15 protein-coding genes are annotated in these 20,810 nt (G+C 72.5%); all 15 read right to left on the bottom strand.

Translation table 11 applies throughout. From position 1 onward, the window contains the following. Nucleotides 1-2: 2 nt before the first annotated feature. Nucleotides 3-740, bottom strand: coding sequence for an LppX_LprAFG lipoprotein (locus tag ACI3EY_RS02780; RefSeq protein ID WP_405039342.1), 738 nt, complete (start codon nucleotides 738-740; stop codon nucleotides 3-5). 89 nt (nucleotides 741-829) lie between these two features. Beyond that, a complete protein-coding gene (pstB, locus tag ACI3EY_RS02775; protein WP_405038771.1) occupies nucleotides 830-1,609 on the bottom strand; it encodes a phosphate ABC transporter ATP-binding protein PstB in 780 nt (259 codons plus the stop codon). A 20-nt stretch (nucleotides 1,610-1,629) separates the two neighbouring features. After that, nucleotides 1,630-2,787 carry a phosphate ABC transporter permease PstA gene (gene pstA / locus ACI3EY_RS02770; RefSeq protein WP_405039341.1) on the bottom strand — a complete coding sequence of 386 codons (1,158 nt, stop codon included), beginning with the start codon at nucleotides 2,785-2,787 and terminating at the stop codon, nucleotides 1,630-1,632. After that, nucleotides 2,787-3,734, bottom strand: coding sequence for a phosphate ABC transporter permease subunit PstC (gene pstC / locus ACI3EY_RS02765; protein WP_405039340.1), 948 nt, complete (start codon nucleotides 3,732-3,734; stop codon nucleotides 2,787-2,789). The genes pstA and pstC overlap by 1 nt, the downstream gene beginning before the upstream one ends. 98 nt (nucleotides 3,735-3,832) lie before the next feature. After that, nucleotides 3,833-4,972 (bottom strand): phosphate ABC transporter substrate-binding protein PstS, encoded by a 1,140-nt coding sequence (gene pstS / locus ACI3EY_RS02760; RefSeq protein ID WP_405039339.1) that lies wholly within the window; start codon nucleotides 4,970-4,972, stop codon nucleotides 3,833-3,835. 198 nt (nucleotides 4,973-5,170) lie between these two features. Beyond that, on the bottom strand, nucleotides 5,171-7,750 hold the full coding sequence (clpB, locus tag ACI3EY_RS02755) for an ATP-dependent chaperone ClpB (protein WP_405039338.1): 2,580 nt from the start codon (nucleotides 7,748-7,750) through the stop codon (nucleotides 5,171-5,173). Nucleotides 7,751-7,850: 100 nt separating this feature from the next. After that, nucleotides 7,851-8,663, bottom strand: coding sequence for a ZIP family metal transporter (locus ACI3EY_RS02750; protein ID WP_405039337.1), 813 nt, complete (start codon nucleotides 8,661-8,663; stop codon nucleotides 7,851-7,853). 57 nt (nucleotides 8,664-8,720) lie between these two features. Then, nucleotides 8,721-10,214 (bottom strand): amidohydrolase family protein, encoded by a 1,494-nt coding sequence (locus ACI3EY_RS02745; RefSeq protein WP_405039336.1) that lies wholly within the window; start codon nucleotides 10,212-10,214, stop codon nucleotides 8,721-8,723. Continuing rightward, on the bottom strand, nucleotides 10,211-11,590 hold the full coding sequence (locus tag ACI3EY_RS02740; RefSeq protein WP_405039335.1) for a serine hydrolase domain-containing protein: 1,380 nt from the start codon (nucleotides 11,588-11,590) through the stop codon (nucleotides 10,211-10,213). The genes ACI3EY_RS02745 and ACI3EY_RS02740 overlap by 4 nt, the downstream gene beginning before the upstream one ends. Further along, on the bottom strand, nucleotides 11,587-13,074 hold the full coding sequence (locus ACI3EY_RS02735; protein ID WP_405039334.1) for a serine hydrolase domain-containing protein: 1,488 nt from the start codon (nucleotides 13,072-13,074) through the stop codon (nucleotides 11,587-11,589). The genes ACI3EY_RS02740 and ACI3EY_RS02735 overlap by 4 nt, the downstream gene beginning before the upstream one ends. Further along, nucleotides 13,071-15,131, bottom strand: a complete 2,061-nt coding sequence (locus ACI3EY_RS02730) for a S9 family peptidase (protein ID WP_405039333.1) — start codon at nucleotides 15,129-15,131, stop codon at nucleotides 13,071-13,073. Before ACI3EY_RS02730 ends, ACI3EY_RS02735 begins: the two co-directional genes overlap by 4 nt. Beyond that, on the bottom strand, nucleotides 15,128-16,135 hold the full coding sequence (locus ACI3EY_RS02725) for an ABC transporter ATP-binding protein (protein WP_405038761.1): 1,008 nt from the start codon (nucleotides 16,133-16,135) through the stop codon (nucleotides 15,128-15,130). Before ACI3EY_RS02725 ends, ACI3EY_RS02730 begins: the two co-directional genes overlap by 4 nt. Next, entirely contained in the window at nucleotides 16,132-18,135 is a 2,004-nt protein-coding gene (locus ACI3EY_RS02720; RefSeq protein ID WP_405039332.1) for a dipeptide/oligopeptide/nickel ABC transporter permease/ATP-binding protein, read from the bottom strand. The genes ACI3EY_RS02725 and ACI3EY_RS02720 overlap by 4 nt, the downstream gene beginning before the upstream one ends. Nucleotide 18,136: 1 nt before the next feature. Beyond that, nucleotides 18,137-19,141, bottom strand: coding sequence for an ABC transporter permease (locus tag ACI3EY_RS02715; protein ID WP_405038759.1), 1,005 nt, complete (start codon nucleotides 19,139-19,141; stop codon nucleotides 18,137-18,139). Next, on the bottom strand, nucleotides 19,138-20,763 hold the full coding sequence (locus ACI3EY_RS02710; RefSeq protein WP_405038758.1) for an ABC transporter substrate-binding protein: 1,626 nt from the start codon (nucleotides 20,761-20,763) through the stop codon (nucleotides 19,138-19,140). Before ACI3EY_RS02710 ends, ACI3EY_RS02715 begins: the two co-directional genes overlap by 4 nt. Between the last annotated feature and the right edge of the window lie 47 nt (nucleotides 20,764-20,810).

The raw sequence follows: 20,810 nt of genomic DNA, 5'->3' as shown, positions 1-20,810 counted from the left end.
CCTCAGGGCTGGGTGACGGTGACCGGCTCGCCGTAGGCGTCGAGCGTCAGCGTGTAGGTCGAGGTCGTCGGCGGGTAGAACGGGCCGGTGAGCTCCACCGAACGGACCTCCCAGGTGTCCTCGACCAGGCCGTAGGTGACGTCGAAGTCGGCCTCGGCGTCCCCGGCGTAGAGGAGGTCCGTCACCGCCTGCCCGGGCAGCGTCCCGGTCACCTGCTGCACCACCTCGGCCCCGGCGCGGGAGCGCTCGCCGAGCTCCGGGTCGTCGGTCATCGGCAGCAGCCCGACCAGGCCCGCCTCGGGGTCGAAGAGGGTGGCCGGGTCGGGCACGCCCAGGTCATCGGGGTCGGTGTTGACGTGCGAGGGGACGTACGGCAGCTTCACCCAGAGGTCGCCGTCGAGCGCGACCGTGGGAATGTCCGCCTGGACCCCGGCGACGGTGGCGGTGATGGTGCCGTCGAAGGCCGGCGGCTCCATCGTCCCGCTTCCCTCCGCGCTGATGATGAACGAGTCCTCGTCCTCGGGTAGGTCCGTGCCGGTCATCGTCAGGTGCACGGTCCCCGCGTCGACGAGCACGTCGTGCGCCTGCGCCAGCCGGTCGGCGGCCGTGGGCGCAGGCGCTTCCGAGGTCTGCGCGGCGTCATCGTCGTCCCCGCTGCACCCCGCCAGCACCAGCGCGAGGACGGCAGCGCCCGTCACGACCCGGGGGCGGACGGTCGGGCGCGCAGTGCGGTGCGTCATGGGAGCCAGTATGCCGGTCGCCGGCATGTCGGGACGCCCGGTCGGAGCACAACGCGCGCCCGGTCGGAGCACGACGCTCGCCCGGTCGGTCAGCCGAAGCGGCCGGAGATGTAGTCCTCGGTCGCCTGCTGACCCGGGTTGTTGAAGATGTTCTGGGTGCTGTCGTACTCCACCAGCTCCCCGGGCATCCCGGTCGCCTCCAGGTTGAAGAAGCCGGTCTTGTCCGAGACCCTCGCCGCCTGCTGCATGTTGTGGGTCACGATGACGACGGTGTACTCGACCTTCAGCTCGTTGATCAGGTCCTCGATGGCCAGCGTCGAGATCGGGTCGAGCGCGGAGCACGGCTCGTCCATCAGGATCACCTCGGGCTGCACCGCGATGGCCCGCGCGATGCACAGCCGCTGCTGCTGTCCACCAGACAGGCCCGAGCCAGGCTTGTCGAGCCGGTCCTTGACCTCGGTCCACAGGTTCGCCCCGCGCAGCGCCTTCTCGGTGAGCGCGTCGGCAGCCTTGCCGGAGAGCCGCTTGCTGTTCAGCCGGACCCCAGCCAGCACGTTCTCCTTGATGGACATGGTCGGGAACGGGTTGGGCCGCTGGAAGACCATGCCGACCTGGCGGCGCACGTCGACCGGGTCGACGCCCTTGTCGTAGAGGCTGTGGCCGTCGATCGCGACGTCCCCGGAGACACGGGCGCCGGGGATCACCTCGTGCATCCGGTTCAGGGTGCGCAGGAAGGTGGACTTGCCGCAGCCGGAGGGGCCGATGAAGGCGGTCACGGCGCGGGGCTCGATGACCATCGAGACGTTCTTCACGGCGTGGAAGTCGCCGTAGTAGATGTCGAGGTTGTTGACGTCGATGCGCTTGGACATGAGATGGGTCTCCTGGTGGGTCAGCGGCCGGTCTTCGGCGCGAACATCTTGGCGATGAGCCGGGCGAGCAGGTTGAGGGCGACGACGATGAGCACGAGCAGCAGCGCGGCGGCCCACGCCCGCTCCAGGCTCGGCTCCCGGACGGCCGGGCTCAGCGGCTTGGTGAACATGAAGTAGGCGTACACCGCGAGGGTGTTCATCGGTCCCTCGAACGCGTTCCAGTTGAGCCCTCGGGCATACCCGATGGCCACCAGCAACGGTGCCGTCTCGCCGATGACGCGCGCGATGGCCAGGGTGACGCCGGAGGCCAGCCCGGAGGCAGCCGTCGGGAGCACCACCTTGGCGATCACCCGCCACTTGGGAACGCCCAGGGCCAGGGCCGCCTCGCGGAGCTCGTTCGGGACGATCCGCAGCATCTCCTCGGAGTTGCGGACCACCGTGGGGATCATCAGCACGGACAGCGCGACGGCGCCCGCGAGGCCCATCTTGGCGTCCCGGATCCCGAAGATCTGGGTGAACAGCGCGAACGCGAAGAGGCCGGCCACGATCGAGGGGATGCCGGTCATCACGTCGACCAGGAAGCGGATCCCGCGGGCCAGCCGGTTCCGGGCTCCGTACTCCACCAGGTAGATCGCGGTGAACATCCCGATCGGCACCGAGATGAGGGTGGCCAGTCCGGTGATGATCAGGGTGCCCATGATCGCGTGGTAGGCGCCACCGACGAACTCGGCGGACCCGTCGGCGTACTGCTGGTCGTTGAGACCGGTGACGCCGTTCATCGTCTGGTTGAGGAACGCCGGGTCGAAGGCCCGTCCGGCGCCCTCGGCGATGACGGTCCACAGCAGGGACACCAGCGGGATGATCGCGCAGACGAAGGCGAAGTAGACCAGCGCGCGCACCAAGTGGTCGACCGCGACGCGGCTCCCGCCTAGGTGGCGGTAGACGGCATACACGACGACCAGGTAGACGACGAAGCTCAGCACCAGGGCCGCGGCGACGTGCAGGCCGACAACGAGCCAGAGCACCAGCGCCAGGGCGGCCGCGGCCACCGCGAGCAGCTGGCCGGGCCGACGGCTGGCCGGCCGCACCTGGGAGGGGACGATCCCGTCCACGTCGTCGAGGCGGGTGTGGTGCAGGTCCCCCTCGGACTGGGGTGAGGTCTGGGTGGGGGTGCTCATCAGTTCGCTCCCGAGAACTCGGCGCGGCGGTCCACGATCCACCGGGCGAAGAGGTTGACGGCCAGGGTGATGACGAAGAGGACCAGGCCGGCGGCGATCAGCTCGGACAGCCGGAGCCCGGCGGCCTCGGGGAAGTTCAGCGCGATCTCGGCAGGGATCGTGGAGTTGCCGTTGCCGATGAGGTTGAGGCCGAAGACCCCAGGGGCCAGGATGATGGCGACCGCCATCGTCTCCCCGAGGGCGCGGCCCAGGCCGAGCATGGTGCCGCCGATGACGCCCGGCATACCGAAGGGCAGCACCGCCGTGCGGATCATCTCCCACTGGGTGGCGCCGAGGGCCAGCGCGGCCTCCTCGTGCAGCCGTGGGGTCTGCAGGAAGACCTCCCGGGAGACGGCCGTGATGATCGGCAGGATCATCACCGCCAGCACGATCGAGGCGGTCATCAGGGTACGGCCGGTGGTGGACGCGTCCGAGAAGAACGGGATGAACCCGGCGTACTCCTCGAGCCACTCGTAGAGCGGCACCATCCGCGGGGCGAAGACCGCCATCCCCCACATGCCGAAGACCACCGAGGGCACGGCGGCCAGCAGGTCGATGACGAAGCCGATGCTCCTGCCCAGCCGGCGTGGCGCGTAGTGCGACACGAAGAGGGCGATCCCGACCGCCACGGGCGTGGCCAGGATCATCGCGATCAGGGAGGCGACGACCGTGCCGAAGACCAGCGGCCAGACGTAGCCGGAGAAGCCCTCACCCCCGGTGATCTCCTCCGCGGGCGCTCGCAGCGCCGGGAGGGCCTCGACGACGAGGAAGAGCGCGACCCCGGCGAGGATCAGCAGGATGAGGATCGCGGCGCCGAGGGAGGCTCCGGAGAAGAACAGGTCACCGGGCCGGCGGACGGCCTGGGTGGACCCGCGGGCACGCCGGGTCGGCGTCACAGGGGCGTTCATGGGCATCCTTCACGGGGACGTGGGGCGGGCACCACGGGACCGGCGGGCGACGTGGAGGTCGACCGCCGGTCCGTGGCGAGAGGCGTGGTGCTCAGGTGTCAGCCACCCTGGATGGTGTCGATGAGGCTGAGGGCGCTCTCGCGGGTGGTCTCGGAGATGGGCGCGGAGCCGGCCGCCTCGGACGCGGTGGACTGCCCCTCCTCGGAGACGACGTAGCTGAGGAAGTCCTTGACCAGGTTGGCCCGCTCCGCGTCGTCGTAGGAGGTGCAGGCGACGTGGTAGGAGACCAGGACGATCGGGTAGGCGCCGGACTCGGTGGTGTCGCGGGCCAGCTCGAGGGCCATGTCACCGTCGAGGCCGGTGTCAGCCGGCTCGGAGGCGTCCACCACGCGGGCCGCGGCCTCCGGGGAGAACTCGACGAACTCGTCGCCCACGCCCACGGCGGCGGCCTGGCCGGTCACCACGGAGGCGTCGGCATACCCGATGGTGCCCTCGTTCTGGTTGATGACCTCGATGACGCCGGTGTTCTGGGCGGCAGCCTCGGCCGAGACCGGCCAGGCTGCGTCCGCCTCGTGCGGCCAGGAGTCGGGCGCTGCGGCGGACAGGTACTCCATGAAGTTCTCGGTGGTACCGGAGTCGTCCGAACGGTGCACCACGGTGATCTCCGTGTCGGGGAGCTCGGCGTCCGGGTTGTCCTCGGCGATGGCCGGGTCGTCCCAGGCGGTGATGTCCTGGTTCATGATCTGGGCCAGGGTGTCCGGCTTCAGCTGCAGGCCGTCGACGCCGGGCAGGTTGTAGGGCACGGCGACCGGGGAGATGTAGACCGGGACGTGCAGGGCACCGCCGTCCCCGCAGCTGTCGACGACCGCCGCGCGCTCGTCGTCGTCGAGGTAGGCGTCGGAGCCGATGAAGTCGGAGGCACCGGCGATCAGGTTCTCGCGGCCGGCGCCGGAGCCGACCGAGTTGTACTGGACGGTCACCTCGGGCTGGACACCCTGGTAGCCGGCGATCCAGGCCGTCATCGCGGCCTCCTGCGACGAGGCGCCGGAGGCGACCAGGTCACCGGTCAGGGCCTCCCCACCGGCGTCGGCGGACTCGGAGCCGCCGTCGGACTCGTCGCTGCTGCCCTCGGACCCCTCGTTGGCGGAGGTGGTGGGCGCGTCGTCGCCGCACGCGGCGAGCGTGAGCGAGGCCGCCATCGCGATGGCGACGGTCGGACCGATGCGGTGAAGCTTCACGGGTGGAACCTCTCTGGAACGTCTGACGGATGTCGTGCCGCGCTGATGAATCTCACGAGGCGCGGTGGCGCCGTTGCCAACCGAGACGAACGTAGGCAGCCCACATGACACCCGCTGGCGCGACGGGTGAATGCCGCGTGAACGACCAGCGAAGAGCAGACGTGCACCCGGGCCGTCGCCCGGGCGCACCTGCCCAGCTCAGGACAGCGCCAGCTCCCCGTCCTCGGTGACGTCGACCACCACACGCGCCCCGTCCCGGACCTCTCCGGAGAGCAGCGCCCGGGCCAGCCTGTCGCCGATCTCGGTCTGCACCAGACGGCGCAGCGGGCGGGCACCGTAGGCCGGGTCGTAGCCGCGCTCGGCCAGCCAGCGGGAGGCCGCGTCGGTGACCTCCAGGGTGATCCGCCGGTCGCCGAGCCGTCGCGCCAGCAGGTCCACCTGCAGCCCGACGATGGTGGCCAGCTCCTCGCGGGAGAGCGGGTCGAAGACGACCACCTCGTCGAGCCGGTTCAGCAGCTCCGGCTTGAAGGTGGAGCGCACCACGGCCATCACCTGCTCGCGCTTGGTCTGCGCGTCGGTCACCGGGTCGATGAGGAACTGGCTGCCCAGGTTGGAGGTCATCACCAGGATGACGTTCCGGAAGTCGACGGTGCGGCCCTGCCCGTCGGTGAGCCGCCCGTCGTCCAGGACCTGCAGCAGGATGTCGAATGTCTCTGGGTGCGCCTTCTCGACCTCGTCCAGCAGCACCACCGAGTAGGGCCGCCGTCGGACCGCCTCGGTCAGTTGACCACCCTCGTCGTACCCGACGTAGCCGGGCGGGGCACCGATGAGGCGCGCCACCGCGTGCCGTTCGGAGTACTCCGACATGTCGATCCGCACCATCGCGCGCTCGTCGTCGAAGAGGAAGTCGGCCAGCGCCTTGGCGAGCTCGGTCTTGCCGACCCCGGTGGGCCCGAGGAAGAGGAAGGAGCCGGTGGGCCGGTCCGGGTCGGAGATGCCGGCCCGGGACCGCCGCACCGCGTCACTGACGGTGCGGGTGGCCCGCTGCTGACCGATGAGCCGTCGGCCGAGGACCTCCTCCATCCGGAGCAGCTTCTCGCTCTCCCCTTCGAGGAGCCGCCCGGCGGGGATGCCGGTCCAGGCGGCGATCACATCGGCGATGTCGTCCGCGCCCACCTCGTCCTTGACCATCGGCGGGTTCGCCGGGTCGTGGACCTGGCTGGACTCCTCCTCCTGGGCCGTCGCGAGCTCCGTCTCGGCTGCCGGGAGCTCTCCGTAGAGCACCCGGGAGGCGCCCTCGTAGTCGCCCTGGCGCTGCAGCCGCTCGGCCTGGGTGCGCAGATCGTCCAGTCGGGCCTTGAGCTCCCCGACCCGGTTCAGCCCGGTCTTCTCCGCCTCCCACCGCCCGGTGAGCGCGGCCAGCTCCTCGCGCCGGTCCGCCAGGTCCGCCCGCAGCCGCTCCAGCCGACTCGTCGAGGACGGGTCGCCGGTCGCCTCGACGGCCGTCCGCAGGTGCATCTCCTCCATCGAGAGCCGGTCGACCTGGCGCTGCAGCTGGTCGATCTCGACCGGTGACGAGTCGATCTCCATCCGCAGCCGGCTGGCGGCCTCGTCGACCAAGTCGATCGCCTTGTCCGGCAGCTGTCGTCCACTGATGTAGCGGTCGGAGAGGTCGGCCGCCGCCACCAGCGCGGAGTCGGAGATGGCCACCTTGTGGTGCGCCTCGTAGCGTTCCTTGAGCCCGCGCAGGATGGCGATGGCGTCCTCCACCGAGGGCTCGCCGACGAAGATCTGCTGGAACCGCCGTTCCAGCGCCGGATCCTTCTCGATGTTCTCCCGGTACTCGTCCAGGGTGGTCGCGCCGACCATCCGCAGCTCGCCGCGGGCCAGCAGCGGCTTGAGCATGTTGCCGGCGTCCATCGAGGAGTCGCCGCTGGCTCCGGCCCCGACCACGGTGTGCAGCTCGTCGATGAAGGTGATCACCTGCCCGTCGCTGCCGGTGATCTCGCCGAGGACCGCCTTGAGCCGCTCCTCGAACTCGCCGCGGTACTTGGCACCGGCCACCATCGCCGCGAGGTCGAGGGAGATGAGCGTCTTGCCCCGCAGCGACTCGGGCACGTCACCGGCCACGATCCGCTGGGCCAGGCCCTCCACCACGGCCGTCTTGCCGACCCCGGGTTCACCGATGAGGACGGGGTTGTTCTTGGTCCGGCGGGAGAGCACCTGCACCACCCGGCGGATCTCGTCGTCCCGGCCGATGACCGGGTCGAGCTTGCCGTCCCTGGCCATCGCGGTCAGGTCGGTGCCGTACTTGCCGAGCGCGTCGAAGGTGGTCTCGGGGTCGGTGGAGTCCACCGTCCGACCGCCACGCAGGGCCGGTATGCGCTCCTCGATCGCGGTCGCGTCCAGCCCGGGGAAGGCCTGGGTCCGGGCCAGGGCGAGCAGCAGGTGGTCGGTGGAGACGTACTGGTCACCCATCGCGGCCATCGAGTCCTGGGCGTCCTTGACGACCCCGTGCATGGCCCGGGAGAGCGCCGGGTTGCCCATGCTGGAGCCGCTGGCGGTGGGGAGCCGGCGCAGGGCCCCCACGGCTGCCGCGCGGGCGTCGGCGGCCGAGCTGCCGGTCGCCTCGAGCAACGGACCGGTGGTGGTCCCGTCCTGCTGGCTGAGCGCGGCCAGCAGGTGGCCGGGTTCGACCTGGGCGTGGCCGCCCGCGGCCGCGTCGCGCACGGCGCTCTGCAGCGCCTCCTGCGCCTTGGTGGTGAGCTTGAGGTCCATCTGGTCAGCTGCTCCTTCCGACCGCCGTCGGACGGTCCGCCGAGGTCACGATCTGTTGATCAGGAAACCTCGCCAAAGTTGAGTCTATTCCACTCAACCCTCAGCCGAAGGGTGCCGCCAGCAGCCACAGCGACAGCACCATCACCACCGCCCCGAGCAGGAACCCGACCAACGACTCCCGGGTGCGACGCTGGTAGCGCCGCGCTGCCGGCAGCAGCTCCGAGAAGCTCACCGCGATCATCATCCCGGCCACCAGGGCGAGCGAGAGGTCCAGCCACTCCGGCGCCAGCACCGCCCGCAGCGCGAGGTACCCCAGCACCGCCCCGACCGGCTCGGCCAGCCCCGAGAGGGTGGCCCAGAGCAGGGCCCGGGCACGGCTGCCGGTCGCGGCGTAGATGGGCGCCGCGACCGCGAGCCCCTCGGGCACGTTGTGCAGGGCGATCGCGACGGCCAGCACCACGCCGCCGGAGGGGCTCTGCAGAGTAGACACGAAGGTGGCCAGACCCTCCGGCAGGTTGTGCAGGCCGACCACCACCGCGAGCAGCATCCCGCTGCCCAGCAGCCGCGCGTCCACCTCGCCCCGCCGGGTCCGCTCCAGCTCCCGGCCGCCGGTGGTCTGCCCGGGGTTCAGCCGGTGCGGGATGAGCGCGGAGATGACGACCACGGTCAGCGTCCCCAGCACCGCGACGCCGAGCACCCAGGCCAGGGCCGGTCCAGGACCCACCAGCTCCCCCAGGCCGGCGAGCGCACCCGGGATGATCTCGACCACCGAGATGGTCAGCATCAGACCCGCGGCGAAGGCCAGCGACGCGGCCAGCACGTGCGGGGCCAGCAGGGCTGGGCGGGTGCCCAGCCACCCGCCCAGGCAGGTGGCCAGGCCGGCGAGGGTGGTGACCAGCAGGGCGAGCGCCACGGCATACCTCCCTGGACGGTGCGCGGACGTGCCGCAGTATGCCCGACCGGGCGTCGGTCAGCGCCCGGCCCGTACCGGCTGCCCCGGGAAGGCACCTTCCTGCAGCTCGGCGTCACGGACCACCAGCTCGCCCTGCACCAGCAGGTGCCGCACGCCCGTCGAGGGCCGCGTCGGATCCGCATAGCTGGCCCGGTCGGAGACGTGGTCGGGGTCCAGCACCACGATGTCGGCGTCCGCCCCGACCGAGAGGTGGCCCTTGCGGGCCGCGGCCGGGCTGACCTCGGCGAGCACCTGCGCCGGAAGCCAGCTGCAGCGCCGGAACGCCTCCACCCACGACCAGGCGCCGAGCTCGCGCACCATCAGCCGGAGGGCCTTGGCGAAGGTGCCGCTGGTCCGCGGGTGCGTGCTGCCCCCCGGCGGCAACGGCCAGCGTCGCGACTCCCGGGCGCCGTCCGGCCAGAGCACCGGCATCGCGTCGCTGGCCACGATGGCGTCCGGGAAGGCCAGCGCCCGCTGCAGGAAGGCCAGGTCCGCGGGCTCACGCTCGTCCAGGAACTCCACGATGCAGGCATGCCCGGGGTCCTGCCGGCGGACCTGACGCAGGTGCGCCTCGTCCCGGATCCGGGTGCCCTCCGGCAGCAGCACCAGGTGGGTGGGGTCCAGGCCCCACACGCCGAGCCGTTCCGGCGCGAGGAAGGCCGCGCCGATCCCGGTGCTCCCCGCACCGTACGGGTAGGCCTCGACGGTCACCGTCGAGCCCTCCGACCGGGCCGCGGCCAGGGTGTCCAGCACCTGGTCCAGGTGCCTGCGGGAGGTGCTGTTCACATGGCAGTGGTGCATCCGGGCACCGGTCTCGGCGGCGGCGACGACGATCTCTGAGCTGCCGTCGACCGGGGTGCTCGGGTCGGCCGCGGCCAGCTCCCGGACGTGGGTGAAGGTCGGCACGCCCGTCTCGGCGGCCAGCCGCGCCACCGCGGTGAACTCCGCCGGGTCGGTGCGCGGGGCATACCCCTGCAGGATGCCGATGCCGAGAGCACCGTCGGCCACCTCCGCCCGGAGCAGCTCCATCCACCGTCCCAGCTCGGACGGCGAGGACGAGCGCTGCCAGTCGGGCTCGCCGAGCATGCCGAGCGAGGAGGTCAGGTCCAGGGTCGGCTGCCAGCCGAGCAGCACCACCGCCCGGGCCTGACCCCAGGAGGCCGAGAAGCCGAAGTTCAGCGGCCTCCCCTCGTCGGCGGTCTGCCGGTAGGCGAGGTCCACGGGCATCAGCCCGCCCTCCAGCTCCAACGCCGTGGTGACGCCGTCCATCGCCTGCAGCCGCTGGCCGGCGACGGAGTTGACGTGGCTGTGCAGGTCGACGAAACCGGGCCCGACGACGCAGCCGTCCACGTCGAGCACCTGCGCGCCGTCGGGCACCGGCAGCCGGTGGCCGACCGCGTGCACCCTGCCCCCCGCCAGGTGCACGTCGACGACCCGCTCGTCACCGCGCGCCGGGTCGGCGACCCGACCCCCGCGCAACACGATCTGCGCGGGGGTGGTGGAGGCCGTCACCCGACCGGGAGCCGCCGGGCCAGCCGGCCGCCCATGTGCACGCCGGACACGGTGCCGTCGGCCTCCCGGACGAAGGTCCCCTTCATCCCGCTGGCCGAGCCGCTGGTGGCGACGAACTCGTCGTCGTCCACCATGCCCAACGTGACCGGCGGCTCGACGAAGTCTTCCCGGCTGGCCCCGAGCGAGTCCAGGAAGGACTGCTTGGGCTCCATCATCACCGAGAGGGCACGGTCCGCGAGCGAGACCTCGATCGTCAGCGCCACCGTGTCGTAGCTGCCGACGTAGGCCTGCAGCTGCTCCGGGTCACGGTCGACCGGTACCGGCGTACGCGGCGTCAGACCGAGGAACTCCTCGCGCACCCGGCGCACCACCGCGTTGTTGAAGACGGTGCCCGGCCCGGACGCGTTGGTGGTGCTGGTGATGCCGAAGCCCCGCTCGGGGATCATCGTGAAGGCGGACTCCTGGCCGATGGTGCTGCCACCGTGGGCGACCACCCGGGCCCCGTCCAGGTCCTCGAGCATCCAGGAGATCCCGATGTGGTCGCCCAGCGCCGACCCCTTGACGGTCACCGTGGGCTCCTGCATCCGGCGCAGCGACGCGGCCTCCAGCACCCGGGTGCCGTCGGCGGCCGTGCCGTCGCCCAGGTGGAAGTGGATCCAGCGGACCAGGTCGCCGGCGTCGGCGGTGATCCCGCCGGCCGGTGCGCTCCCGCGCGGCATGTTCCAGGGCCGGGCGATCGCCATCGTGTCCCCGGCCGGGACGTGACCCACGGCGAACCGGTGCGTCATCACGTCCTCGGGCAGGAACAGGCTGTGCTCCATCCCCAGCGGACCGAAGATCAGCTCGCGCATGGCCTGCTCGTACGCGCTGCCGGTCACCACCTCGATGATCCGGCCCGCCACCGACAGCGAGGCGTTGTTGTAGGACATCCCGGCACCGACCGGGAACTCCTGGTGGGCATCCGCGAGTCCGGCGACGAACCGGGCGAGCGCGTCGTCACCGCGGTCCCGGACGTCGCCCATCCGGTCCCCGGACCAGCCGGCCGTGTGGTTCAGCAGGTTCAGCACGGTGACCTGCGCGGAGGCCTCCTCGTCGGCCACCGCGAAGTCGGGCAGGTAGCGGCGCACCGGAGCGTCCAGGTCCACGTCACCACGGTCGACCAGCCGCATGACGGCGGTCGCGGTGAACGTCTTGCCGGTCGAGCCGAACTGGAACAGGGTGCCCGCGTCGACGGGCAGCGGGTGCTCCACGCTGGTCACGCCGTGGTAGGCGAAGTGGTCCTCGCCGTCGAGCACCATCCCCACGGCGACCCCGGGCACGCCCGCCTTCTCGGCCTCCTCGGTGACGATCTCCTGCAGTCGGTCCTGGGTGCTCATGATGCGTCCTCTCCTGCGTCCTGCTGGGTGGCGGGGTCGGTCATCGGGTTGGCCCGGACCCCGTAGTGCACGTACCTGGTGCCGTTGTCGAGCTGGTAGAAGGTGATCGGGAGGTGGGTGTCCGTCCCCGGCGGCGTCGCGGCGTAGAGGCCCTCCGACACCGGGACCAGCGGCCACCGCTGCACCGCGCTGTCCGGCTCGAGCTCGGCCATCGCCCCCCGCATCGTCTGGGTGATCATCGGCGTGCCGTCCTCGACCGAGATCTGCGTGGTCAGCGAGGCCCGCTCGTAGGTCCCCAGCCAGGGGGTCAGGTCCAGCTCCGGTCCGTCCTCCGGGGGAGCGAAGGCGGGCGGCATCCGGACCCCGCGCAGCTCGGTGAACAGCTCGGTGAACAGCTGCTGGTAGAGCTCCCGGGTGCGTCCCCCGTTGGTCAGCAGCGCCACCGCGAAGGCGTCGTCGGCCTCGCCGTCGGTGCCGGGCAGGATCCGCAGGAAGGCGTTCTGACCCAGGGTGGTGCCGTCGTGCCCGATCAGCCGGTGCCCGCCCCAGTCGAAGCGGATCCAGCCCAGTCCCCACGAGTCGCCGCCGAGGGTGTGCGGGTCCGGCACGGTGGCCTGGTGCTCGGTCATCCGGCGCGCGGACTCCTCGCTCAGCAGCCGTTCCCCGTCCGGGGCGACGCCGCCGGCCAGGTGCGCCCGGGCGAAGCAGAGCAGGTCGTGGACGCGGCTGGAGATCAGCCCGGCCGGTCCCATGGAGCGCGGCAGCAGCAGCTGCGGGGTCGGGTGCGGGGGCTGCCCCGGGGTGCCGATGTGCCCGATCGCCGCGGCGTGCAGCATCGTCTCCTCGGGCAGCGTCGTGGTGTGGCTCAGCCCGAGCCGCTCGATGATGCGGCTGCGCAGGGCCTGGTCCCAGGTCTGCCCGGTGACCCGCTCGATGATGGCGCCGAGCACGACGTAGCCGGAGTTGCAGTAGGACCAGGTCGCGGCGACCGGGTGGTTCTGCCCGATCGTGGCGGTCCCCTCCAGGTAGCGGGCGATGCAGTCGTCGCCGCGGCCGGTGTCGGTGAAGACGTCGCCGTCCATCCCGCTGGTGTGGTTGAGCAGCTGGCGGACGGTGATCTCGGCGGCGGCGGCCTCGTCCACCAGGGTGAACTCGGGCAGCACGTCGGCCACCCGCTGGTCCAGCTCCAGGCTTCCCTCGTCGACCAGCTGCAGCACCAGGGTGGCGGTCCACACCTTGGAGATGGAGCCGATCTGCCACAGCGAGTCGGGGGTCGCCGCCGCACCGGTCTCGGTGGACAGCACTCCGGCGGTGACCTCGGTGATGGCACCGCCGCGCAGGATCCCCAGGGACGCACCCGGCACCTGGTAGGTGGCGATCAGCTCGGTCAGCCGGTGCCGCCAGTAGGCGCTGTCCGCCGGGGTGGTGGACGTGGGCTTCCCGGTGGCCTGCCCGGTGGCGGGCTGGGTGGTCTCGGTACTCATGAGGGCTCCTTCTCAGCGGGTCGGGGGTCGACGTGTCGGGTCAGCCACTCGACGACCCGGAGGGAGTAGTCCCGCCGGTGCGAGGGTCGCCCGTTCAGGATGAACAGGTGCGAGGCTCCCGGGTAGAGCACCAGCTCGGGGCGCTGACCGCGGGCGCGCAGCGCGGCGAACCACAGCTCCGCCTGCCCGGCCGGGCAGCGCTCGTCCTCGGCACCGTGCAGGATCAGCGTGGGTGTGCGGACCTGGTCCACGGCGCTCATCGGGGACTGCTCCCACAGCCGGTCGTGGTCGAGGGAGCCGAGCTCCAGCCCGATGGTCGGGTGGCCGACGTCGGAGGCGAGCATGCTCACGGTGTCCGCGACGACACCTCCGGCGACCGCCGCCGCGAACAGGTCGGCATGCCCGGTCAGCCAGCAGGTGGTGTAGCCGCCGTAGCTGTAGCCGGTCAGCGCCAGGCGCGCCGGGTCGGCCACCCCCTCGTCGACGAGCCGGGCGAGCGGCTGGAGGAAGTCGGCCTGGTCCCCGGTGCCCCAGTGGCCCACGTTGGCCAGGAAGAAGTCCTCGCCGTAGCCGTCGCTGGCCCGGGGGTTCAGCAGCAGCACGGACCAGCCCTGCGCCACCAGCATCTGGTGGTAGACGTGCGCGGCGTCGGGGGTGGGGCTCCACGCGTTGTGCGGCCCCCCGTGCACGTCCAGCAGCAACGGGGTGGGCCCGCTGACCCCGTCCGGCCGGAGCAGGAAACCGTGCACCGTCCGTCCGTCGGAGACAGCGAAGGAACGCTCCTCCGGACGGCAGGGCGCCAGGCCCGGCATCGAGTCGGCGGTGTGCGAGGTGAGCGTGGTGCGGCTGCCGTCATCGAGGTCGAGGAGCTGGATCTCGCCGTAGCTGCTCGCGTCGGCCACCACCAGCGCCGCGACCGGTGCCCGCGCCGCCAGGGACAGCCCGGAGACCTCGGTATGCCCGTCGGTCGGCGCCCCCACCGGCACCCCGACCGGCTCCGCCCGGCCGGTGGACCCGGGTGCCCCCGCCGGGATCCGGTAGAGCCCGGTCGACCCGTGGTCCCGGGCGCAGAGGAAGAGGTCTCCCGTGACGCTCACCTGTGGCAGGCCTCCCGGGTAGCCGGGGCCGCCGGGCATCACGTTGCGGTCGAGCCCGACGGTGAGCGAGGTGAGGGTGCCTCCGACGGCCTCCAGCACGTGCAGGTGCCCGAGGCCAGGGTCGGCCCGTCCGACGGTCAGCAGCCGGGAGCCGTCGGGGTGCCAGTCGGCGAGCACGACCATCGCATCCTCGGGGGTCAGCCGGTGCAGCTCCTCCTGCGGCCGGGGTCCGTCCACGGTGGTGACCGGGACCTCGTAGGCGGCGCTGGACAGCTTCAGGTCGGCGTCCTCGCCCAGCGCGGCGCAGGCGACCAGCCGGTCGCCGTCCGGGTGCCAGCGGGGCGGGCCGAGGTCGGCATACCCGGTGGTGAGCTGGCGGCACCGTCCCGTCTCGGGGGCGACCCGGTGGGCATCGTCGCCGGCGTCGGCGGGCACGCCGGTGCCGAGCTCGACGACGTGCAGCTGGGCACGGGCGGACCGGGCCCACCCGGACCCGTCGTTCTTGTAGCCCAGCCGGTCGATCACGACCGGTCGGTGCGTCGACGCGCCCCGCTCCTCCGTCGCCCCCGACCCCTCGTCGACCGGAGCGGTGAAGGCGATCGAGGACCCGTCCGGGCTCCAGACGGCGGCGCCTGCCCCCGAGGCGAGACCGGTCAGCACGCTGACCTCCCCGGGCTCGTCCAGCGGCAGCAGGTGCAGCTGGGGCACCCCGTCGACCGGGCGGAGGAAGGCGAGCCTGCTGCCGTCGGGGCTGACCCGGGGTGCGCCGTCGTGCCGGCCGTGGGTCAGTGCTCGGGCCGTGGTCCCCGGCGCCGCGATCCACAACCGGCTGACGTCCTCGTCCGCCTCCGTGTCCACGGTGGTGACCACGTAGACGACCGCGCGGCCGTCCGGCAGCACCGACGGGTCGCTGGGCCGTTGCAGCCGCTCGACGGCGGCCAGGTCGGGCAGGGGGGTCATGGTGCCTCCGCGGGCTGGGGGTCACGAGGACGGGGGGACGGCAGGTCGACCGGGCCTCCGGGGAACCAGCAGGCCGCCTGGTGGGGGCGGTCCTGCGCCCCGACCGTGGGGTCCTGCTGGGCGCAGATCTCCCGCCCGGCGACGACCGCGGGGCCCTGCGGGCAGCGGGGGTGGAAGCGGCATCCGGTCGGCGGCGCGTGCGGGTCCGCGGGCTCGGTGTCCTGCACCTGCGGCGGCAGCGAGCTGTCCGCCAGCGAGGCGCCCACCCGGGGCGCCGTGGACAGGAGCAGGCGCGTGTAGGGGTGCTGCGGGTCGGCCACCAGCTCGGCGGTCGGCCCTACCTCGACGATCTTGCCGAGGTACATCACCGCGACGACGTCGCAGACGTAGCAGACCACCGCGAGGTTGTGCGAGATGAACAGCATCGACAGGTCCATCTCGGCCCGCAGGTCACGGATCAGGTTCAGCATCGCCCCCTGCACCGAGACGTCCAGCGCCGAGGTGATCTCGTCGGCGATGATGACCTCGGGTCGTGCCGCGAGGGCCCGGGCCACCGAGACCCGCTGGCGCTGCCCGCCCGAGAGCGCGGCCGGCAGGCGTCCGGCGAGGCCGGGGTCGAGATGCACCAGCTCCAGCAGCCGCGCCACCTCCGCCTCCCGCTCGCGGCGGGGCACCGCACCCGCCACCCCCAGCGCCTCGGTCAGGCTGGCCCGGACGCTCATCCTGGGGTCGAGCGCCGCCACCGGGTCCTGGAAGACCATCTGCACCGGGCGTCGCCCCCGTCGGGGAAGCGGTCGACCGCTCGCGGTGATGCTGCCGCCGGTCACCGGGGCCAGCCCGATCGCGGCCCTGGCCAGGGTGGACTTGCCGGACCCGGACTCCCCCACCAGCCCGACGACCGACCCGGCGGGCACCTGCAGGCTCACCCCGTCGACGGCCCGCAGCGCGTGCGCCCCGGTGCCGTAGGTCACGGTCACGTCGCGGAAGTCCAGGGCCGCGGTCATGAGGTCTCCTCGACGGGGTGGTGGCAGGCGACGGCGCCGGCGGCGTGCCGGACCAGGGGCGGTTCGATCGTGCAGGTCGTGTCGGCCCGCGGGCAGCGGGGCGCGAAGGGGCACCCGGTCGGCAGCGCCGCCGGGTCCGGGGGCCGGCCGGGGATGCTGCTCAGCCTCTCGTCGCGGGGCGTCTGCATGGTCGGCACGGCCTCGACCAGGGCACGGGTGTACGGGTGGCGGGCCCGCTCGAGATCGGCGACCGGGAGGTCCTCGACCACCCGGCCGGCATACATCACCAGGACCCGGTCGCAGACGCTGCTGACCACCGAGATGTCGTGCGAGATGAGCAGCAGCGCCGCCCCGGTCCGCTCCCGGGTCGACTGGATGACCTCCAGCACCTGCTGCTGGACCGTCACGTCCAGCGCGGTGGTCGGCTCGTCGGCGATGATCAGCCGCGGGTCGCCCATCAGGCCCATGGCGATCATCACCCGCTGCCGCATCCCGCCGGACAGCTCGTGCGGCAGCTGCCGGGACCGACGCTCGGCCGCCGACATGCGGACGGCGCGGAGGCGCTCGACGGCCCGTGCGCGGGCGTCCCGCCAGCTGCTGCCCTGGTGCTCGGTGGCGACCTCGGCGAGCTGGTCGCCGGCGCGCATCGTCGGGTTCAGGGAGCTCATCGGGTCCTGGAAGACCATGCTCAGCGAGGTGCCCAGCCGGGTCCGTCCGGTGGCCCCGAGCCGGCCCCGCAGGTCCAGCCCGTCGAAACGCAGCCGCTGCGCGTCGACCCGCACCGGGTCGTGCGTGAGCCGTGAGATCGCCAGCGCGGTCAGGCTCTTGCCCGACCCGGACTCGCCCAGCACGCCGACCGCCTCGCCGGGCGCCAGGTCCAGGTCCACCCCGCGGACCGGTCGGATCAGACCGTCGGCGGTCGGGATCCGCACCTGCAGGTCCCGCACCGAGAGGACCGCGTCGGCGGTGGCGGTCGCGTCGGTGGCGTCTGTCGCTCTCTGGTCCGCGTCGGCGGTGGCGGTCGCGACGGCGGCGTCGGGGTCGCGCTCCGGGTCGGCGGCGACGACGGCGTCCCCCTCCCCCGCGTCGGAGGCAGGTCGACCGCCGGCGGCGGCCACCGCCGCCGGGCCGGCGAGCGCGGGCACCGCGCGGTGCACCCGGGACCGGCCGCCCACCACCTGGGCCGCGAACTCGCCCCCGAAGTTGAAGGCCAGACCGCTGATCACGATGGCCAGGGCCGGGCCGAGCGCGGCCGAGGGGTTGGTGTAGATCGAGTTCAGACCCTCGGACAGCATCCGACCCCAGTCGTAGGCCGGGGACTGGACGCCCAGGCCGAGGTAGGAGAGCCCGGCGAAGGCCAGCAGTGCCGACCCCGCGGCGACGGTGCCGTTCACGATCAGCGGTTCGGCCAGGTTCGGCAGCACGTGCCGGGTCAGGATCCGTACCCGGGAGACCCCGAGCGTCCTGGCCGCCGAGACGTAGTCCTGACTGGTGACCGAGGCCGCCAGGGTCTGGGTGAGGCGCGCGAACCCCGGCGCCATCGCGAAGCCCAGCGCCAGCACCGCTCCCCGAGGGCCGACCCCGAAGATGACCGCGAAGAAGAGAGCCAGCAGGAGACCGGGGAAGGCGACCGCGATGCCGATCATCATCGCCAGGAACCGGCTGAGCCGCCGTCCGGCCATGCTCGCCACCGACCCGAGCAGCACCCCGAGGACCATGCCGATGGCGGTGGCGGCCACGGCCAGCCCGATCGAGAGCCGCGCCGCCACCAGCACCCGGGCCAGGATGTCGCGGCCCAGCTTGTCGGTGCCGAAGAGGTGCTCCGCGCTGGCCGGCTGGTCCAGGCTGGTGAAGTCGTTGGTCTCGGCCGCCTCGCCCCAGATGACCGGCCCGAGGACGGCGGTGCCGAGGACCAGCAGCCCGGTCAGCAGGGCCGCGACGGCCAGCGGGTTGCGAAGGGTGTCGGCCAGGCGTGTCGTCAGCGGGCGGCCGGTCGCCATCTCAGGCCTCCCGGATCGTGGAGCGCGGGTCCAGTACCGACAGCACCATGTCCACCACGAGGTTGATGCTGAGCACCATCGCGCCGTAGATCAGCACGATGGCCTGCATCAGCGGGTAGTCCTTGGTGATGATCGAGCTGACCATCGTCGGCCCCAGGCCGGGCCAGGCGAAGATGCTCTCGACGATGACGGTGGAGGCGATGAGACCGGAGAGCAGCAGGCCCCCGAGGGTGATCGTGGCGGTCAGCGCGTTGGGCAGCGCGTGCCGCAGGTACACCCTGCTCGGGCGCAGCCGCTTGGCCCGGGCGGTGCGGACGAAGTCCCGCCCCAGCACGCTCAGCAGCTCGACCCGGACGATCCGGGACAGGGCCAGCGCCGAGCCGAGGGAGAGTGCGGCCACCGGCAGGATGATCGAGCTGGGGCCGGCGTTGCCGGCGATGGGCAGCACCTCCATCCGCACGGCGAAGACGTAGACCAGCAGCACCCCGAGCAGGAACTCCGGGATCGCCGAGACGACCATCGCGACGCCGGTGTACCCCAGCTCCAGCAGGCGGTGCCGCCCCTGCTGGGTGAGCACCGCCATCCCGGTGCCGATCGGCAGTGCGATCAGCAGGGTCACCACGAAGGTCAGCCCGGCCAGCAGCAGGGTGTTCGGCAGCCGCTCGGCGATCACCTGCGTCACCGGCAGGCGCGACTGCAGAGACACCCCCCACTCCCCGCTGACCAGCCCGCCCAGGTAGTGGACGTACTGGCTGAGGATCGGGTCGTCGAGGCGCAGCTCGGCACGGCGGGCCGCGACCAGCTCCGGGCTGGCGTTGAGCCCCAGCGCGGCGCGGACCGGGTCGCCGGGGATCAGGTGGATCATCGCGAACGCGAAGGTCACCAGCAGCCAGAGGGAGAGGGCGAAGACCCCGAGGCGGCGGACGACATACCTGGCCCACGTCCTCGTCCCGGGGGAGCCACCGACCGCCGCCGGGGCGACAGGCGCGTCGACGGCGGCCGTCACTGGCCTAGCCGCAGCGAGCTGCCGTCCAGCTCGCCACCGGGGTACTGGAGGGTGCCGCCGCTGAGGTAGACACCGGCGACGGCGTCGAACATCGGCACCACGTCGCCCTCGGAGATCAGGGCCGACTCCGCCTCGTTCCAGAGTGCGCAGGCCTCCTCGGTGTCACCGGTGGAGAGGGCCTCGACCGAGTTCTCGTTGTAGACGGTGTTGTCCAGGTGGCCGAAGTTGGTGCCGTCCGGCGCCGCCGGCCCGGAGAAGAACGGGACCAGCTGGCTCGGCAGGCTGACGGTGAGCGGCACCCAGCCGGCGTCCCAGTCGCCGGTGGCGAAGAGGACCTCGTTGATCTGGGTCGAGGTGACGCTCTGCAGGGTGACGTCCGCGCCCACCTCGCGCCACATCTGCTCGGCCAGCTCCGCCGCGGCGGCGACCGAGTCACCGGTGCCCGCGGGGTAGACGAAGGTCATCGCCAGCGGCTCGCCGTCCTTGGTGCGGACCCCGTCCGGACCGGCCGTCCACCCGGCCGCGTCCAGCGCCGACGCCGCGGCCTCGACGTCGTAGGTGGGCAGGTTGCCCGAGACGGTGTCGCCCTGGCAGGGCTGGGGCTCGGTGGTGACCAGGCCCACCGACTGGGAGTCCTCCCGCCCGGTGGCGACGGTGGCCAGGGCCTCGATGTTCAGGGCCTGGAGCAGCGCCTGCCGGACCTCCGGGTCGGAGCCGGGCTGGCCCTCGGCCTGGTTGAAGACGAACTCGCCCTGGGGCGAGCGCAGCTCGATCTTGTCGACGCCCTCGGCGTCCAGCCGGTCCGCGTCCGCGCCGATCACGGTCGCGGCGTTGACCTCACCGGACAGCACCAGGTTGGTCAGCGTCGTCGGGTTGGCGATGACCCGCACGACGACCTCCTCGGGCACCCCGTCACCCTCCAGGGTGGTGCTGTCCGGGCCCCAGGCGTAGTCGGCGCGACGGGTATAGGTGTAGTGGTCGTCCGCCACCGCCTCGGAGAGCACCCACGGGCCGGTCCCGTGCGTCTCCTGCGCGAGCGCGTCGTGGTCGTCGAGCCCGCTCCGGCAGAGGATGAAGACGTTGGTGAAGCCGTGCAGCAGGAAGGCGTTCGGCTCCGGCGCGGTCACCGTGACGGTGCCCGCCTCGTCGTCCGCCTCGGTGGTCAGCCCGGCCGGGACGAAGACCCCCAGCAACGGGCTCTGGTTCTCCGGGTCGCTGACGTAGTCGATGTTGTCCTTGACGTCGGTGGCCGTCAGCGGGCTGCCGTCGGAACAGGTGACGTCCGGGTCCAGGGTGAAGGCGATCTCCTGCGGGCCGACCTCCCAGTCGGTGGCCAGCTGGGACACGAAGGTCCCGTCCTGGCGCTGGTGGACCAGCGTGTCGTAGCTGAGCCGGCTCACGGTGCGGGTGACCGACAGCACGGTCATCGACGGGTCCAGGTTGCCGGGGTCGTTGGCCACCCCGAGCACGAAGGACCCGTCGCTCACCGGCGCGGCGCTGGGCTGACCGGCGTCGTCGCCGGTGCCGGCTCCGTCGTCCCCACCGCCTCCGCTGCAGGCGGCAAGCAGGGTGGCGGCGGCAGCAGCAGTCACGACGGCCATGGTCTTGGGGGAACGGTGCACGAAGGTCTCCTCGTCTGGGACGTGGACTCATGATGGCAACCCACCCC

Source organism: Serinicoccus shuyuelongi (assembly GCF_045032955.1).
In the GTDB taxonomy this organism is placed as follows: domain Bacteria; phylum Actinomycetota; class Actinomycetes; order Actinomycetales; family Dermatophilaceae; genus Ornithinicoccus.
The sequence above is the reverse complement of the archived record's forward strand: the minus strand, read 5'-3'. Positions and strand labels throughout refer to the sequence as shown.

What these genes read in the sequence shown, in the direction of transcription:
- ACI3EY_RS02780 (WP_405039342.1), bottom strand. Translation starts at nt 740, where the DNA reads ATGACGCACCGCACTGCGCGCCCGACCGTCCGCCCCCGGGTCGTGACG.
- pstA (WP_405039341.1), bottom strand. Translation starts at nt 2,787, where the DNA reads ATGAGCACCCCCACCCAGACCTCACCCCAGTCCGAGGGGGACCTGCAC.
- pstB (WP_405038771.1), bottom strand. Translation starts at nt 1,609, where the DNA reads ATGTCCAAGCGCATCGACGTCAACAACCTCGACATCTACTACGGCGAC.
- ACI3EY_RS02740 (WP_405039335.1), bottom strand. Translation starts at nt 11,590, where the DNA reads ATGAGCACCCAGGACCGACTGCAGGAGATCGTCACCGAGGAGGCCGAG.
- ACI3EY_RS02735 (WP_405039334.1), bottom strand. Translation starts at nt 13,074, where the DNA reads ATGAGTACCGAGACCACCCAGCCCGCCACCGGGCAGGCCACCGGGAAG.
- ACI3EY_RS02730 (WP_405039333.1), bottom strand. Translation starts at nt 15,131, where the DNA reads ATGACCCCCCTGCCCGACCTGGCCGCCGTCGAGCGGCTGCAACGGCCC.
- ACI3EY_RS02725 (WP_405038761.1), bottom strand. Translation starts at nt 16,135, where the DNA reads ATGACCGCGGCCCTGGACTTCCGCGACGTGACCGTGACCTACGGCACC.
- pstC (WP_405039340.1), bottom strand. Translation starts at nt 3,734, where the DNA reads ATGAACGCCCCTGTGACGCCGACCCGGCGTGCCCGCGGGTCCACCCAG.
- clpB (WP_405039338.1), bottom strand. Translation starts at nt 7,750, where the DNA reads ATGGACCTCAAGCTCACCACCAAGGCGCAGGAGGCGCTGCAGAGCGCC.
- ACI3EY_RS02720 (WP_405039332.1), bottom strand. Translation starts at nt 18,135, where the DNA reads ATGGCGACCGGCCGCCCGCTGACGACACGCCTGGCCGACACCCTTCGC.